This is a genomic window from Mycobacterium sp. SMC-17 (assembly GCF_045310915.1).
Classification (GTDB): domain Bacteria; phylum Actinomycetota; class Actinomycetes; order Mycobacteriales; family Mycobacteriaceae; genus Mycobacterium.
On sequence record NZ_JBJIAK010000041.1, the window covers coordinates 1 to 15886 of the forward strand.

Below are 15886 nucleotides of genomic sequence, written 5' to 3' on the forward strand. Positions count from 1 at the left end.
ACACACCCAGCCAACCAGACACCCCAATCACAGGCCGACAGCAGCTGACCGTTCTACACCCTCAATCATGAAGAGCCAGTTTGCGGCCCCGGCGCGGCGAGGATCTGAACCGTTTTGCCGACGTCGACCACCTATCAATCCCGGCCTACTGTGGAAATAGACATCACCGTCAGAACGGATGGCACGATGACTGCAGGCGACGCTACGCACAGCACGATCCCGGCATGCGCAACCGGCGACCGTCAGCCCTCACATCGCAAGAACCCTCCCCACCAATCCATTCCGCCCCGCCGCAGCACCGCGGTGGGCCGCCCAGTCACATCCACACCACCCCAGGAGGCACCACCATGGCTGATGCACAATCGCTCCAGACTGACATCTCCGGCGTCACCGCCAACGGCATGCCCGAGCCCTGGCGCCGTGTCCTGGCCCGTCACCCGCGCAACATCGGCGACATCGTCGACGACCCCAACCGCGGCCCGTGGAACTCCACCCACAACGGCCAGAACTACCAGGGCACCTTCGACGCCTTCGAACAGCAGGTGACCACCGCCGAGCAGATCGCCTGGGTGCACACCTTCAGCGACGGCATCACCCGCGACAGCGGTGACGTGCTCATCGAACTCATGGAGTTCGCCATCCAGTGGCGCAAAGCAAACGGACTCCCCACCACCGCGAAATGAGCTGAGCGATGACCACTTTCAGTGATATCGCCGCCAACATCTCGGGCGTTTACCACGTCCGACACGCCGTCCTGACCTTTGCCGGCACCTGGGCTGCCCCCGGCACCGGCTACCCCTCCGACGTCGTCCACGCCGCCGACCCCGACCTCGTCTTCGAAGTCCCTATCCAGGCCCCTTGGACGTTCGGCCCCATCCCGCCCGGCGCGCCGCTGTCCCCCAGCTACGCCGAGTCGGTGCGGATCGCGGTCACGAACGCGATCGGCTGGATCAACAACTACCCGAAGCAGACCTTCGCCCTCGGCGGCTACAGCCAGGGCGCCGAGGCCGCCTCCCGGGTCCTCGCCGAGATCATGACCGGCAGCCTGCAATGGGCCCGGCCGAACCTGATCGGCGGTTACACCTTCGGCAACCCCTGGCGCCTGACCGGCCACACCTTCCCCGGCGGCACCGATCCGGGCGGCCGCGGCATCGCCGTCACCAACCTGACCGCCGCGCAAATCCCCAAGGACACCAACGGTGTTGACACCTGGTGGGACTTCGCCAACCCCGGCGACCTCTACACCACCACGCCCAACAACCAGGCCGGCCGCGACATCACCGCCGTCTACAAGGCCGCGGTCCAACTCGGCATCAGCATCAACGCGGCCGTCGCGCTGATCGCCGGACTCACCGGCCAGGGCAGCCTCGCCCAGCAGGTGCTGGCGTTCGTCACCGACCCGATCGTGGGCGGCCCCGCCCTCGTCGAGGCCATCGACCGGGCCGTCGCCTTCTACGCGACCAACCCGCCGACCCTGCCGCACATCACCTACGAGTTCGTCGACGCACTCCCCCACCAGAGCTCGGTGCAGGTCGCCACCAACCACCTCAACCAGATCGCCGCGGCCACCGCAGCACGAATGGCGGCATAGCGCGCGCCCAACCCCGGTCAGGACGTAGCGGCAACGCCCACGCGCGGAACCGTGCGGCGCCGCGTCGCACCCCACAACCCGACACCGATCCCGACGACGGCGCCTCCGAGGCCGATGTACTTCTGCGACGGCCTCATCTCATGATGAACACCCATGCCGCCCAACAGATCTGCCGCATCGGCACCACCCGAGGCCAGGAACCACCCGCGGGTGTCCCGGCCCCGCAGCGCTGCCCCGGCGAGCAGCCCGCCGATCAACGCGTCGCGGTAACCCATCGAGTGCAGCAGCAACCACGTGGATCCCGTCGGCTTCTCGGGGTCACCCCAGAGCCGATTGGCCCGTTCCGGGGCGATCAGGAACGAGACCCCCGACGCCAAGCGGAGACCACCGACGACGAGCCCAACACGGTCGATCGACATGGTTCGCAGCGTAGGGCGTCAGGCCGCCGCGTGCGGGCAAGTTGGTCTGGCGGCAAAAGCCCACCTACCAAGGACTCTTCACGTAATCCTTCAAGAAGCACCCGTAGAGGTCTTCGCCCAATTCGCCCCGCACAATCGGGTCATACACGCGCGCAGCACCATCCACCAGATCCAGCGGCGCGTGGAAGCCTTCCTCGGCCAGCCGCAGCTTGGTGGGATGCGGGCGTTCGTCGGTGATCCAGCCGGTGTCGACGGCGGTCATGAGAATGCCGTCCTGCTCCAGCATCTCCCCCGCACTCGTACGGGTCAGCATGTTCAGCGCGGCCTTGGCCATGTTGGTGTGCGGATGCCCGGGACCCTTGTAGCCGCGGCTGAACTGGCCCTCCATCGCCGACACGTTCACCACGTACTTGCGCCGCGCCGGCGAGGCGGCCATCGCCGGACGCAGCCGGCTCACCAGAATGAACGGCGCCGTCTGATTGCACAGCTGCACCTCGAGCAGCTCCATCGCGTCGACCTCGTGCACCCGTTGGGTCCAGCTGTTGACCGACGCGGTGTCGGGTAGCAGCCCGCCCGCGTCGATCGCGAGGCCGGCGGCAATCCGCTCCGGCGACGCGCTACGAGCTTGCAGCGCAAGCGAAGTCAGCGCGTGCGCCGTCGGATGCTCACCGAGGCTCCCTGCCAGCGCATGCGGATGCGCGTCACTGACGTGGTCGAACGTGATGACGTCCACCAGCTCCGGCGGTGGGGTGCGCTCAGCCTCGACCAGCGCGGCGTACGAGCCCGGCGGGCGGCGCACCGTCTGCGCCGCGTTGTTGATCAGAATGTCGAGCGGCCCCTGCGCGGCCACCTCGTCGGCCAGCGCGACCACCTGGGCTGGGTCCCGTAGGTCGATCCCGACGACCCGCAGCCGGTGCAACCAGTCGGCGCTGTCCTCCATCGCGGCGAAGCGGCGCACCGCGTCGTTGGGGAACCGCGTGGTGATCGTGGTGTGCGCACCGTCGCGCAACAGCCGCAGCGCGATGTACATGCCGATCTTGGCGCGTCCACCCGTGAGCAGCGCGGTGCGACCGGTCAGGTCGGTGCGGGCGTCGCGCTTGGCCCGGTTGAACGCGGCACAGTCGGGACACAGCTGGTGGTAGAAGGCATCGACCACCGTGAAGTGGTTCTTGCAAATGTAGCAGTGCTGTGAACGCAGCAGCGTGCCCGCCGTGGCCCCCACCGCGGTGGACACCAGGGGCAGACCCTGCGTCTCGTCGTCGATCCGTCCCGGCGCACCGGTCGCGGTCGCGGCGATGACGGCGCGATCAGCGGCCGCGATCCGGCCACGTGCGGCGGCCCGGCGCTCCTTCTTGAGCTCCTTGAACATCTTCGCGGTGGCCTGGCGTACCGCAATGGCGTCGGGATGCTCGGGCGGCAGCGCGCTCACCTCAGCCAGCACCTTCAGGCAGGTGCTGAGCTGGTCAGGATCGATCGCGGTCACCGTCGAAGGGTACGGGGACAGGGCCTGAACAGGCCAATTAGCGAACCGACTCCCGCGATCCGCCGGCCGATGTCGGTGCCGGCTCGTACGGTGGTCCACATGAGCGAAGACACGACTCCCGAGCTTGGCGTGTTGGCTGTCGAGGCCCTCGACCTGCTCACCGCCGCCGTCCGTGACGTGCCGGCCGAACGCTGGGACGACCCATCGATCCTGCAGGACTGGACGGTGCGCGAGTTGGTCGCGCACGCGACCGGCAGCGCCACCCGAATCATCGTGCTCGCCGAAGACGGCGAGCTCTGGGATGGCCCTTCCGAACCGTCGGACTGGATGTACGGCAACCCCGCCGATCAGTTGAGCGCGTTGGCAATTCGGCTACGCGATGCGCTACCCACCGCCGATCTCGATGCCCCGCGCAAGTCCCCGCAAGGCGAGGTTCCGCTGCGCCGCGCGCTGCTGTTCCCGATTGCCGACCTGGCGCTGCACACCTGGGATCTGCGCCAGTCCCTCGGCGAGTCGACCGAGCTGCCCGACGACCTGCTCACCCTGTCCGAGGGGCTGGTCCACTCGGTGCCGGCGCAGATGCTGCGGCGCCCGGGTGCGTTCGGTCCGGAGCAACCCGCACCGGCGGACGCGTCGCGCACCACCAAGCTGCTGGCGTTCCTCGGCAGGACCGTCAGCCCCAGTGCGTAAGGCCGCCCCGTCGACGACAGGGGCGTTCGGCTTCGGGCGAACTACTTGCCGCCCATCTCTACCCGAGATCGAATCGTCCGGCACGCAACCGGTCTAGAGCGCGCGAGTCCCGCAATTCCGCCCGATCCTCTGGATTCCGCCAGTAGTGCCGCACCATCCAGTAGAGCGGTACGCCGGTCGGCACGTACATGTTCAGCGCTCCGATTACCGATTCCCCGCCATCCCGGAGACACAGCACCACTGACCGACCGGCTTTGTTGCCGCCCTTCGTGTCCGAATGGTCCCTGACATCGACAATGTCATCCCATTCCACTTCGCGGGTTTTGAGTACATCGGCGATCTCGATCGCCGATGGCGTGAATTTCAAATAGCCGACTCCCTCACGCCGCACCCCGAGAATCAGCGCACCGATCGCGATCACCGCAGCTGTTGCGAACAGCACGGGTGAGAAGACTTGCATCCCTCGCGACATGGGAAGGTCGATCGCACCTTGTGGGACGAACACTGCGAAAAGAATGGCCGACGGGGCCAATACCGCCATTCCGGTGAAGTACAGCATGCTGAACCGCTTGTCGGGCAGCACCGTGAAGCCTGTCGCGTCTCCCGACGTTCGCAGCTTCGTCTTGCCTGTCGCCGCCACTGCTAGCGCCGCCATCATCAATACGGGAAATGTGACGATTCCAAGCACCAGCACCGTCGTCAAGAGATTGCCGCGCAACCCGGCCAGGATTCCCCGGACCACGAAGTAGACCAACCCCGCAAGTACAACGATGCCCGCGACGAATAGGCGTGCACCAGCCTTCGACCAATTCGCAGGCTCGGGCAAGTTCAGTATGGACACACAACCTCCCCGACGAACTTACCCATTTCTGCCCCGCCGAATGCCCCGATGCCGCCACCGATCACGTCCATTTTCGCCTATTGCGATCCCGACAGGTCGCACCAACTTTCACTGAGATCGCACCGACTTCGCATCGCCCGAGCTGGAGCGATACAGCGTCGGGTTTGAGGTCCTTGAACGAATAGTTCATCTCTCCCCCGGACAAGTGCACCTGCCGTCGCGAAAGCGAACCCCTGAGAACGTCGCGCTCAACGACTCAAACTTGGCCTCCAGGTTCCGGCAATGTGCTCGACAATCCTGTCCCCCATGCGTTTTGCCTCCGGCTGCATACTCCCGGGCAGCGAAGCAACCGCCCGCTCGAACGCACCAGGAAGTTGCTTTCGAAGTTCATCAACCCAAGCCACGGCCCGGTCCCCGGAGAGCCCGAGTCGACGGCCTACCGTGCGCCAATCAGAATTCGTAACGTCAAGCATCTTCCAGTGGTCACCGATTTTCATCGATGACAGCAGCCGCTGATGCTGGTCGTACGGTGCCGCCGACGCTACGTCATACAGGGGCGATACCTGCGCCCGCGCGCCAATGAGGACCAGCGAGTAGTTCTTAGCGTGAGCGTCCGTTCCGCCGATCAGCACGTTGTATGCCAGAGCTTTGAAGAAGCGCTCGGCATTGACCTCGCGGTCCTCGATCGGGAGCCTGGCGAGTAGATCCGCGATCTTGCCCACGCCCGGCCCTCCATCGGACTGGTACTTCAAGCTGGGGTGTACCGACAATGCCTGGCACATGTCCTCTTGATGGACCCGGCGCCACGCGGTCCCGTCATGAAGCCGGTCGTAGCGCATCGAGATCAGTACCTGAACGTCAGCGATCTCGACTACCTCGGATACAGCCGCAAGTAGACCAGCCTCACCGGCGGCGCTCAGACACAGCGCCTCGTTGATGTGGTGACGGGCATAACCAGCGATCGCAGGCTTGACGATCACGGTCGTCGGCGTGGCGTCACGCGGGATACCGAATCGCCCTGACGCCGGGTCACGGAACAGCGCTGCTTTTGGTTGGGCGCCGGCAAGACTCCAGCGCCCCCCGAATCTCCCTGGGTCCCAGTCGGATTGATGGGTAGCGAGGTCACGCACCAGCTCGGCGAAGTCGGTATCACTGAGCCAGTCGATGTCACCGGTTCGATCACGCGCATCGGCCGGGTCGAGGTCAGACGGAAGAATCTGAACTGCGCCGGCCGCATCGCGACCGACATGAGCGAGCAGTGAAAACGGATTGTTCGGCGACACGTTGTATTCGCGTCCCCATCGCTGTCGCGCTCCTTCGCTGTCAGGCAGCAGGCCCTCAAGATATGCGCGGACCGCCTTGTCCCGGTGCCGCTTTGACAGGACCGGCAACGACAACGACAACGGCGTCGGATCACCTTGTTCGAGGTACTCGTCGTCGTAGCTGAAACTCAGCGCGCCCTGCGACGATTGCGCGGCCGTTCCGATAGGAGTTCCGTCAAGGTAGACACGTAACGTTCGAGTCGCCACTACGCCTTCTTCGGGCCGAAGAGCGCGTCAAACGGGTCACGGGGAACTTGCTGTTGCGATTTCGAAGGAGTTTTCAACGGTGTCCCGGAAACGACGGCCTCGAGATCAATACCAACGACACGCAGAGCATCGAGAACCCGTTGCGCTTCGAGCCGCGGGTGCCCTTTCTCCAAACGAATTACCCAATCTCGGCTCGTGTGCAGTTGCGCCGCAAGATCGGCCTGCGTCATCCCGCGGGCGGTGCGCGCCGAACGAACGAGCGCACCAAGGTCACCCATCGTCTTGACTTGCATTTCGACACCTCATGTAGTCGTTCGACAACATCACAGATTGTAGCCGTTCGACAACATTCACGAAAGATGCCGTTCGGCAACTCTTCGCACTTCAGAAGCGGTGCCACTCGGCCACTCACGCATCAGCGGTGCACTGTAGGTCCCAGCTTCGAGCCTATGACTCTGCAGTGCGCTCCTGCGCGAGACGCAACCGCTGCCCGACCCAAGACCAGTCCACCCGCTCTTGCTCGAGGCGCACGCCGTCCCCCAACCCCCCTTCGACCAACTCTGCGTAAGGCCGCCCCGTCGATGACAGGGGCGGCCTCAGCGGTGACAGAAAGTCTCAGCGGTGGTTGTGCTGGTGGTGGTGATGCACCGGGCTGCCCGGCTGCGGGGCGTTCTGCTGGTGCGGGAACGCGTGGTGCGTACCGATGGGGCTGCTGGCGGTCGTGACGTCGGCGTGCGCGGTGGCGGCACCGAGGAAGATGACAGCCGGCGCGGCGGCGAGGGCGAATCCGGCGGCGATGCGGCGGGTGATGTTCATGTCGACTCCTTTGGCGGATAAGGCTTTTCAAGTTCTTTCCGGTGTGTTCCGGTGTTGAACTAAGAATGCCGCCGACGGCCGTCGACCTGTATCCGCCGACCGGCCCCTCCGCCGGGTGAAACCCCTGTCCCCCGATCGGGGGATACGGCAGGAACGACGAGGCCCCCATACCCGACACGATCGGCTGACGTCGGGTACGTGGCGCGTGGGCCCTACGCCGAACGTGACGACGCCTACTGCGCCGACACGCCGCGACAGACCACGCCAAGCGCCACGCTCGACGTAGCACGCCAGAGCAACCACCTGCCCCAGACGAGCCCGGTGCCGCCCGTTACGTGCGCCGGTACGCCCGGCACCAGCACCGGGCTCCCGTCACGAAGTGACTGCCGCCGGTCAGCTCGGCAGCCGGCTCAGCCACTCCTCGTCGTTGACGACCTGTCCATCGATAACGACCAGCGGCACGCCCGGCTCCGGGAACTCGTGCAGGAGCTTGAGGTTGTTGGCGGCGATGATTTTGGAGTCGTAGCCGACGGGCAAGCCGAGCCGGATCAGGTCCTGCGCCGACTGCGGGGCGCCCGCGCGGCCCGCCAGCTCGGCCAACTGGTCGTTGCTCAGGTCCGTCTCGCCGCCTTCACGCGGCTGGTTCTCCGTCGCGAAAATCTGCTGAATGAAGCGCCACGCGACATCACTCGACTTCGACTCGCCGGCCGCGACGAAGGCCGCGTAGATCGCACGCTGGTCGTATGTGCCACTGGCCGAATACTTTTCGAGGAAGTTCACGAACCGCACGTTCACCCGCAGCGCGCCGTTGTCGATGCGCCGCCCCAGCTCCTCGCCGTCGGACCGGATCAGCTTGCCGCTGAACGGGCAGATGGGGTCGAGGTAGAGGTCGATCTGTCCGAGCGCGTGCGGGTCACCGATGGAGATGACGTCCCCGGCGGGTGCGGCCGCGGCAGCGTGCGCCTGGCCGGCGATCGGTCCGCCCATGAGTAGTCCGATCAGCAGCCCGACAACGACACCGAGGACACCTCGCCAGTTCACGTTCACGCCTCCATCATGGCGCAACGTCGCAACCCGCCGCCGCTAAATCCCGAGGCGCCCCGACAACCGGTTCAGCCGGTCCGCGCTCGCGTCGTCGAGACCGATGAACCGCACCGTCTTCCCGCGCGACGCGTACTTCGTCCGGATCGCATCCAGCGTCGCGACCGACGAGGCGTCCCACACCGCGGTGCCCGACAAGTCCACGACGACGTCGGCGGGATCACCCGCGTAGTCGAACTGATGAATCAGGTCATTGCTCGATACGAAAAACAGGTCGCCGCTCACCCGGTACGTCCCCGGTTCCACCGCGGACACCGTGGTGAAATGCGCGACCCGGCGGGCGAACGCCACCATCGCGGCAAGCACCCCGAGCGCGACGCCGATCGCCAGGTTTCCGGTGGCGACCGTCGCGCACACCGTGATGACCATCACCAGAGTTTCACTGCGCGGCAACACTTTCAGCGTCCGCGGCGCCACGCTGTGCCAATCGAAGGTGGCCACGGACACCACGATCATCACCGCGACAAGCGCCGCCATCGGGATCCGCCCGACCAGGTCCCCGAGCGCCAGCACGAGGATCAGGACGAACACCCCGGTCAGCAGCGTCGAGAGCCGGGTCCGGGCGCCGGCGATCTTGACGTTCATCATCGTCTGCCCCACCACCGCGCAACCACCCATGCCGCCGAACAGCGCGGTCACCACGTTGGCCACGCCCTGTCCGCACGCCTCGCGGGTCTTGCTCGACGGAGTGTCGGTGATGTCGTCGACGAGCTTGGCCGTCATCAGCGATTCCAGCAGCCCGACCAGCGCTGCGCCCAACGCATACGGCGCGATGATCTGCAGCGTGTGCACGGTGAACGGAATGTCCGGAATGCCGGGCAGCGGCAGCGAATCCGGCAGGGCCCCTTGATCTCCCACGTTGGGCACGTGCCAGCCGAAGGCCACGACGGCGACGGTCAGCACCAGCACCACGACCAGCGGCGGCGGCACCGCGGTGGTCAGCTTGGGCAGCAGCACCATGATCGCGATGCCCGCCGCGGTCAGCGGATACACCAGCCATGGCACGTCGATCAGATGCCGGAGCTGGGCGACGAACACCAGGATCGCGAGCGCGTTGACGAAGCCGACCATCACGCTGCGCGGGATGAACCGCATCAGCTTGGCGACTCCGAGGAACGCCAGCAGCATCTGGATCACCCCGGCCAACGCGATGGTGGCCACCAGATACCCGACACCGTGCTCGTGGGCCACCGGCGCCACGACCAGTGCCACCGCCGCCGTCGCGGCCGACACCATGGCCGGGCGTCCCCCGGCGAACGCGATGGTGATGGCCATGGTCACCGACGAGAACAGCCCGACGCGGGGATCGACGCCCGCGATGACGGAGAAGGCGATGGCCTCCGGGATCAGCGCCAGCCCGACGACCAGCCCGGCCAGCACCTCGGTGCGCAGCACGGCGGGTGACAGCAGGGACGGCCGCTCGGGACGGGATGCGGGCGCGCGGAACCCAGGCAGGGTGATGCTCATCGAATCTCCTTGGCGGGAAGCCAGTTTGGTCAGGCGGCCGGGCGATGACCGAGGAAGTCCAGGATGTCGCGGCGGCGCCGCTGGTAGGACTCCTCGAATTGCGCCTCGGGGGCGCGGGGTTGCTCGATGGTGATGACGTCGGCGACGGTGGCGGGCCGGTGGCTGAGCAGGACGACCCGGTCGGCCAGCAGCAGCGCCTCGTCGACATCATGGGTGACGAACAGCAGCGTCATCTTATGTTGCTCCCACACCGACATCAGCAACTGCTGCATCTCCAGCCGTGTCTGCGCATCCAGGGCGCCGAACGGCTCGTCCATCAACATCACCCGCGGCTTGCAGGCCAGCGTGCGGGCAAGCTGCACCCGCTGCCGCATGCCGCCCGAGAGCTGGCTCGGCAGGTGGTCCAGGTAGGCCCCGAGCCCGACCTGCTCGAGCCGCGCCGTCGCCGTCTCCTTGAGCTCCTTGCCGCGCACGCCACGGAGCTTGAGCGGGAACTCGACGTTCTTGCGCGCGCTGCGCCACGGGAACAGCGCGTCTTCCTGAAACACCATGGCGCACTGGGCCGCATTGCCGGTGACCGGTGCACCGTCCACCGTGGCGGTGCCACCCATGGGCTTGAGCAGCCCGGCCAGCGCCCGCAGGATGGTCGACTTGCCGCAGCCGGACGGCCCGAGGAAGACGACCACTTCGCCGCCCTCGATGGCCAGGCTGATGTTGGCCGCGACCACACCGTTGAAGCCCAGTTGCAGCTGCTGCAGATCGACAGCGCCGGCGCTCATCGGGCGGCCCTCGGCAGCCAGCGGTTGACCCGCCGTCCGACCCGCTCCACCAGCCACGCGGTCCCAAGTCCCAGCGCTCCGATGGAGATCATGCCGACCACCACACCGGCGTAGTCGAGCAACCCGTAGGCCTGCCAGGTGTAATACCCGATGCCGTACTGGCCCGAAATCATCTCCGCGCTGACCACGCAGATCCAGGCCACGCCCATCGCGACCGAGAGTCCGGCGAAAATCCCCGGCAGCGCACCCGGGATGATCACGTGGAGCAACAACGACATTCGCCCGGCACCCATGGTCTGCGCGGCTTCCTCCCACACCTTCGGCATCGAGTCCATGGCGTGAATGGTGCTGACCACCACCGGGAAGAACGCGGCGAAGAACGTGATGAACACGATGCCCTGCTCGCTGGACGGGAACAGCAGGATGGTGAGCGGCACCAACGCAATCGCCGGGATGGGCCTGATCAGTTCGATGAACGGCCGCAACGTCATTCGCGCGATCTCCGACCGACCGATCAGCACGCCCAGCCCGATGCCGACCACCGCGGCCAGGCTGAAGCCCAGCAGGATGCGTTGCAGGCTCGCCAGTAGGTCGTCGTAGAAGCCGCTCGAGCTGGCCCGCGTCAGCAGCGTGTGGAACACGGCCTCCGGGGCCGGCATCCGGTTGAAACGCAGCCAGGCGACGACGTTGTGGGCGGTCAGCAGATGCCACAGCGTCAGGAAGACGGCGATCGGGATCAGCGGCAGCAGTAGCGCCGGGACCCGCCGCGCGGCGGACGTCGACAGCAGAGCAGTCATCTTGTGCCGCATCGGTTTTCCGGTCCGGTTCGCCGGCGACCACAGGCGAGGGACGGCCAACGTGGGTCTGGTCATGAGCTCGGTCATGCGTTTCCTTTCTCTCCTGATGGTGTGATCAGCCCGCGGTGCGGGATTGGCCGATGGCGGCGGTGTAGCCGATGGCGGCTGCTTGTGGGTGAGTGGTCCGGTAGGTGTCCGCACCGGCGGCGGTGGCGAACGGCTTGTACCGCTGAGTTGGCGGGGCATCCGGATCGTCGAGCCAGACAGCGTGATCGCCGAAGATGCGCAGTCCGGTCAAGGTGTCGGGCACGTAGGCGGCGCGGACGTGCGGTGTCGCGGCCAGGCGGCGCAGCAGGCAGCTCGGCGTCGCGGAGACCGCGGTGTCGGTGCCGGACACCCACACTTCGGAGGCCTGCGCCGCGTCGTTGACCGGCAGTCCGCACACCTCATCGACACCGGCGAGCGTCATCGGATTGGCCACACTGGCCTGCCGCTGCGCGTAGTCGGGTCCGAACAACTGCCGCAGGTATCCGTCGTTGACGAATCTGGCGACGTCGAAATCCTTTGTCACCGCGCCGCGTCCGACCAGGTAGGCCTTGATCGGTTTGAAGGCGGCGAGCACCTGGTCCTTGAGTGTCATGTCGAAACTCACGAAGCCGTTGGGGCCGTTGTACAGATAGATCACCTCGGGTTCGATCCCGGTCAGCGCACTGACCCGCAGAGCCGACTTGAGCGGATGCGCGACGATCTCGTCGGTGGTGCTCTTCATCGCCCGCAGGAACGCCGCCATCACCTCGGGATGGCCGTCGACGAACTGCCGGCGCGCGACGACGCCGTGGAAGGTGGGCACGTTGTTGTCACCACCGTCGTAGAGCAGCCGTCCTTGGTTGCGGTAGATCACCAGTTGCGGCCATGGCACGAATTGCGCGAGGGCGTCGACCTGACCGCCGTCGATGGACGACGCACCGACCGACGGGTCCTGGTTGACGACGTGCAGTGAGTCCTTGCTGATGCCAATGGTTTTCACCGCAGTCGACAACATGCCGTCGCCGGCCGATCCGAGGCTGGTGGACACCTTCTTACCGCTCAGGTCGGCGAGGGTGCGCGCCGACGAGTCCGGCCGCACCACCACCTGGTTCAGCGAGCCGCGCAGGTTGTAGCCGGTGGTCGCGACCAATTCCGTTGCCGCGTCATCGTATTTGCGGGTCTTGGAGCCGTTGGTCAGCAGCGGGTAGTCGCCCATCGATCCGATGTCGACGTGGGTGGCGATCATCTGCGCCGTCAGCGGCGCACCGGACGCGAAGTCCTGCCACACCACCCGGTACTTCGTGTTGGTGGCCGCGCCCAGTTCTTTGAGCTGGTTCTCGAAGTCGCCACGATCGCGCAGAAGCGTGCCGGCGTTGACGGTGTTGATGGTCTTGGATTGGTAGCCGACGTTGACGACGACGGTGGGTTCCGACAGCAGGCCGCACCCTGTCAGCAGTTGGGCTCCACCAACCGTGAGTGCGGTCAGCAGAGCAACCGAGCGGGCCTGCCACGGGCTGCCAGTGCGCTGTTGCTTGTCCATGTCCACAAGGGTCAACCGTTTCTGTTACCTCGCTGTCATCTGAGGTTGCGCGGTAGTTACGCCATCTGCGACGGTGGAAACCGCAGGTCAGAGGCCTATTCGACCGGATTGCGCCGCGCCGCGGATACCGTGAATTAACACTCTGTTACGCCACCTCGGGCGCCCTGGCACGACACAGAGTTTTCGGAAAGTCTTGTAGCCATGGACATTTCGAGCGTGACGGCCGCGCGTACCCCGATCGAGCCCGATTACCGGTTCACCCTCGCCAATGAGCGCACGTTCCTGGCGTGGCAGCGCACGTCGCTCGGTCTGATGGCCGCCGCGGTGGCGGTCGTCCAGTTCATGCCGGAGCTGGCCATCCCGGGCCTGCGGCACGTCCTGGGCGTCGGCGTCGGCGTCATGGCCGTGTTGACGGCGGTCGCGGGACTGCGGCGCTGGAGCCAGGTGGATCGGGCCATCCGCAACGAGGAGCCGCTGCCGCAAGCCTCGGCTCCTACCTTCCTGACCACCGGCCTGGCGCTGATCGGACTGATCACCGTCGTCCTGGCGCTCAGCGCCACAGTGCGATGACGGTCGCCCAGGATCGCGGACTGCAGGCCGAACGCACGGCCCTGGCCTGGAACCGGACAGCGCTGGCAATCGCGACCTCGGGAGTTCTGGTGTTGCTGCGCAACGTTGATACCTTCCGCGGTGGTCACAACGCGACGCGGATCGCCCTCGTGGCCGCCGTCGCGGTGCTTGCCGCCGTGGTGTGCCGGATCGGGGTGAGCCGGCGTCGACAGTTGGCGCAAGGGCACTACTCCGGTATGCGGTACCTGCCGGCTGTTGGCCTCGCGGTGATCGCCGAAGGTGTGCTGGTGCTGATCTATCTCATGCCGCTCGGCTGATTCGTCACACGTCGAGGAAACGAATGTCCTTGGCGTTGCGCACGATAAAGCCCCGGCGGGCTTCGACATCCTCGCCCATCAGGATCGAGAACAGTTCGTCGGCGGCCGCGGCGTCGTCGAGCGTGACCTGACGCAGGACGCGGACGGACGGATCCATCGTGGTCTCCCACAGTTCTTTGGCGTCCATCTCACCCAGACCCTTGTAGCGCTGGATGCCGTCATCCTTGTTGATCTTCTTCCCCGCCTTGAGCCCCGCGTCCAGGAGCGCGTCACGGTGCCGGTCGGAGTAGGCGAATTCCGGTTCGCTGCGTTGCCATTTCAGCTTGTACAGCGGCGGCTGGGCCAGGAACACATGACCATGCTCGATGAGTGGTCGCATGAAGCGGAACAACAAGGTGAGCAGCAGCGTCGAGATGTGCTGGCCGTCGACGTCGGCGTCGGCCATCAACACGATCTTGTGATACCGCAGCTTCGACAGGTCGAACTCGTCATGGATACCCGTACCGAGCGCCGTGATGATGGCCTGCACCTCGGTGTTCTTCAATACCCGGTCGATGCGCGCCTTTTCGACGTTGATGATCTTGCCGCGCAGCGGCAGGATCGCCTGGAACATCGAGTCCCGGCCACTCTTGGCCGAGCCACCGGCCGAATCACCCTCCACCACATACAGTTCCGACTTCGTCGGATCGGTGGAACGGCAGTCCGCCAGCTTGCCCGGCAGACCACCGATGTCGGTGGCGCTCTTGCGACGCACCAACTCCCGCGCCTTACGCGCCGCGACACAAGCCTGCGCCGACGACGCCACCTTGGTGACGATGACCTTCGCCTCCGCCGGATTCGCCTCGAACCAGTGCGTCAGCTCCTCGTGGCACACCTTCTGCACGAACGAGCGGATGGCCGCGTTGCCGAGCTTGGTCTTGGTCTGCCCTTCGAATTGCGGTTCGGCGACCTTGACGGAGATGATGGCGGCGAGGCCTTCCCGGATGTCGTCACCGGTGAGGTTGGGGTCTTTGTCCTTGAGCAGTTTCTTGTCTTTGGCGTACCTGTTCACCACGTTCGTCAGCGCCGCGCGGAAGCCCTCCTCGTGCGTGCCACCCTCGTGGGTGTTGATGGTGTTGGCGAAGGTGTGCACTGACTCCGAGTAACCGGCGTTCCACTGCATGGCGATCTCGACCTCGTGGCCGTCCCCCGCGCCGTCGAACGCGATGATGCTCGGCTGAATGGCGCTCTTGGTCCGGTTGATGTGGCGGACGTAGTCGATCAGCCCGCCGGGGTGGTGGAAGACACGGGTCTCCGGGGCGGGCACCCGCCGGTCGGTCAGCGACAGCACGAGCCCCTTGTTCAGGAACGCCATCTCCTGCAGGCGGCGGGCAATGGTCTCGGCGTTGTACTCGGTGGTCTCGAAGATGTCTGGGTCCGACCAGAATCGGACAGTGGTGCCGGTGCGGGTCGACGGCTCACCCTTCTGCAGGGTGCCGGGCTCCGAGCGGTCGTAGTGCTGAAACCATTCGTACCCGTCCCGGTTGATGCACACCTCGAGCCGTGTCGACAACGCGTTGACCACCGAGACCCCGACGCCGTGCAGCCCGCCGGACACCTGATAGGAGTCGCCGTCGAACTTGCCGCCGGCATGCAGTTGGGTCATCACGACGTCGACGGTGGGAATCCCGGTGGCGTGCATGGCAACCGGGACGCCGCGGCCGTCGTCGCTGACCTCGACGCCGCCATCGTCGAGCAGCGTGACATCGACGCGGCTGGCGTGGCCGGCCATGGCTTCGTCGACGCCGTTGTCGACCACCTCCCACACCATGTGATGCAGGCCGCGCTCGCTGGTCGACCCGATGTACATACCGGGGCGTTTCCGGACGACGTCGAGCCCTTCGAGAATCGTGATCGATTGGGCGCCATAGCTGGACACG

Annotated in this window: 17 protein-coding genes; 5 read left to right on the top strand and 12 right to left on the bottom strand. The window is 66.0% G+C overall.

What is annotated here, in order from left to right; all coding sequences use genetic code 11:
- Window positions 1-347 precede the first annotated feature (347 nt).
- Window positions 348-683 carry a hypothetical protein gene (locus ACJH7A_RS22290; protein ID WP_212812451.1) on the top strand — a complete coding sequence of 112 codons (336 nt, stop codon included), beginning with the start codon at window positions 348-350 and terminating at the stop codon, window positions 681-683.
- A gap of 8 nt (window positions 684-691) precedes the next feature.
- Window positions 692-1591: a hypothetical protein gene (locus ACJH7A_RS22295; RefSeq protein ID WP_406802705.1), complete on the top strand. Its 900-nt coding sequence runs from the start codon at window positions 692-694 to the stop codon at window positions 1589-1591.
- A 17-nt stretch (window positions 1592-1608) separates the two neighbouring features.
- Here ACJH7A_RS22295 and ACJH7A_RS22300 read toward each other — a convergent pair whose 3' ends face one another.
- Together ACJH7A_RS22300 and ACJH7A_RS22305 are read right to left on the bottom strand one after the other, a co-directional pair.
- Window positions 1609-2010: a DUF4267 domain-containing protein gene (locus tag ACJH7A_RS22300; protein WP_406802706.1), complete on the bottom strand. Its 402-nt coding sequence runs from the start codon at window positions 2008-2010 to the stop codon at window positions 1609-1611.
- 64 nt (window positions 2011-2074) lie between these two features.
- Complete coding sequence (locus ACJH7A_RS22305) at window positions 2075-3493, bottom strand: SDR family NAD(P)-dependent oxidoreductase (protein ID WP_406802707.1); 1419 nt, start codon at window positions 3491-3493, stop codon at window positions 2075-2077.
- A 99-nt stretch (window positions 3494-3592) separates the two neighbouring features.
- Here ACJH7A_RS22305 and ACJH7A_RS22310 point away from each other — a divergent pair, with 99 nt between their 5' ends.
- Window positions 3593-4183 carry a TIGR03086 family metal-binding protein gene (locus ACJH7A_RS22310; RefSeq protein ID WP_406802709.1) on the top strand — a complete coding sequence of 197 codons (591 nt, stop codon included), beginning with the start codon at window positions 3593-3595 and terminating at the stop codon, window positions 4181-4183.
- Window positions 4184-4241: 58 nt separating this feature from the next.
- Here ACJH7A_RS22310 and ACJH7A_RS22315 read toward each other — a convergent pair whose 3' ends face one another.
- The 9 genes from ACJH7A_RS22315 to ACJH7A_RS22355 all read right to left on the bottom strand — a co-directional run bounded on the left by ACJH7A_RS22315 (window position 4242) and on the right by ACJH7A_RS22355 (window position 13080).
- A complete protein-coding gene (locus ACJH7A_RS22315; RefSeq protein ID WP_406802711.1) occupies window positions 4242-5024 on the bottom strand; it encodes a hypothetical protein in 783 nt (260 codons plus the stop codon).
- Between the two features lie 248 nt (window positions 5025-5272).
- The gene (locus ACJH7A_RS22320; protein WP_406802712.1) at window positions 5273-6553 is read right to left on the bottom strand and encodes a type II toxin-antitoxin system HipA family toxin; all 1281 of its coding nucleotides are present in this window, start codon (window positions 6551-6553) and stop codon (window positions 5273-5275) included.
- Window positions 6553-6846, bottom strand: coding sequence for a helix-turn-helix domain-containing protein (locus ACJH7A_RS22325; RefSeq protein WP_226521093.1), 294 nt, complete (start codon window positions 6844-6846; stop codon window positions 6553-6555). The genes ACJH7A_RS22320 and ACJH7A_RS22325 overlap by 1 nt, the downstream gene beginning before the upstream one ends.
- A gap of 322 nt (window positions 6847-7168) precedes the next feature.
- Window positions 7169-7369, bottom strand: coding sequence for a hypothetical protein (locus ACJH7A_RS22330; protein WP_406802713.1), 201 nt, complete (start codon window positions 7367-7369; stop codon window positions 7169-7171).
- A 393-nt stretch (window positions 7370-7762) separates the two neighbouring features.
- A complete protein-coding gene (locus ACJH7A_RS22335; protein ID WP_406802744.1) occupies window positions 7763-8356 on the bottom strand; it encodes a DsbA family protein in 594 nt (197 codons plus the stop codon).
- 96 nt (window positions 8357-8452) lie between these two features.
- A complete protein-coding gene (locus ACJH7A_RS22340) occupies window positions 8453-9937 on the bottom strand; it encodes a SulP family inorganic anion transporter (protein WP_406802714.1) in 1485 nt (494 codons plus the stop codon).
- A gap of 29 nt (window positions 9938-9966) precedes the next feature.
- Window positions 9967-10716: an ABC transporter ATP-binding protein gene (locus ACJH7A_RS22345; protein ID WP_406802715.1), complete on the bottom strand. Its 750-nt coding sequence runs from the start codon at window positions 10714-10716 to the stop codon at window positions 9967-9969.
- Window positions 10713-11600, bottom strand: coding sequence for an ABC transporter permease (locus ACJH7A_RS22350; protein ID WP_406802716.1), 888 nt, complete (start codon window positions 11598-11600; stop codon window positions 10713-10715). Before ACJH7A_RS22350 ends, ACJH7A_RS22345 begins: the two co-directional genes overlap by 4 nt.
- A gap of 28 nt (window positions 11601-11628) precedes the next feature.
- Window positions 11629-13080, bottom strand: a complete 1452-nt coding sequence (locus ACJH7A_RS22355) for an ABC transporter substrate-binding protein (protein WP_406802717.1) — start codon at window positions 13078-13080, stop codon at window positions 11629-11631.
- Between the two features lie 201 nt (window positions 13081-13281).
- Between ACJH7A_RS22355 and ACJH7A_RS22360 the strand changes: the two genes are divergently transcribed.
- Together ACJH7A_RS22360 and ACJH7A_RS22365 are read left to right on the top strand one after the other, a co-directional pair.
- Window positions 13282-13650, top strand: coding sequence for a YidH family protein (locus ACJH7A_RS22360; RefSeq protein WP_406802718.1), 369 nt, complete (start codon window positions 13282-13284; stop codon window positions 13648-13650).
- Window positions 13647-13967 (top strand): DUF202 domain-containing protein, encoded by a 321-nt coding sequence (locus ACJH7A_RS22365; RefSeq protein ID WP_406802719.1) that lies wholly within the window; start codon window positions 13647-13649, stop codon window positions 13965-13967. The genes ACJH7A_RS22360 and ACJH7A_RS22365 overlap by 4 nt, the downstream gene beginning before the upstream one ends.
- 4 nt (window positions 13968-13971) lie before the next feature.
- Here the strand turns inward: ACJH7A_RS22365 and gyrB are convergent, their stop codons facing one another.
- Window positions 13972-15885 (bottom strand): DNA topoisomerase (ATP-hydrolyzing) subunit B, encoded by a 1914-nt coding sequence (gyrB, locus tag ACJH7A_RS22370; protein ID WP_406802721.1) that lies wholly within the window; start codon window positions 15883-15885, stop codon window positions 13972-13974.
- Window position 15886 lies beyond the last annotated feature (1 nt).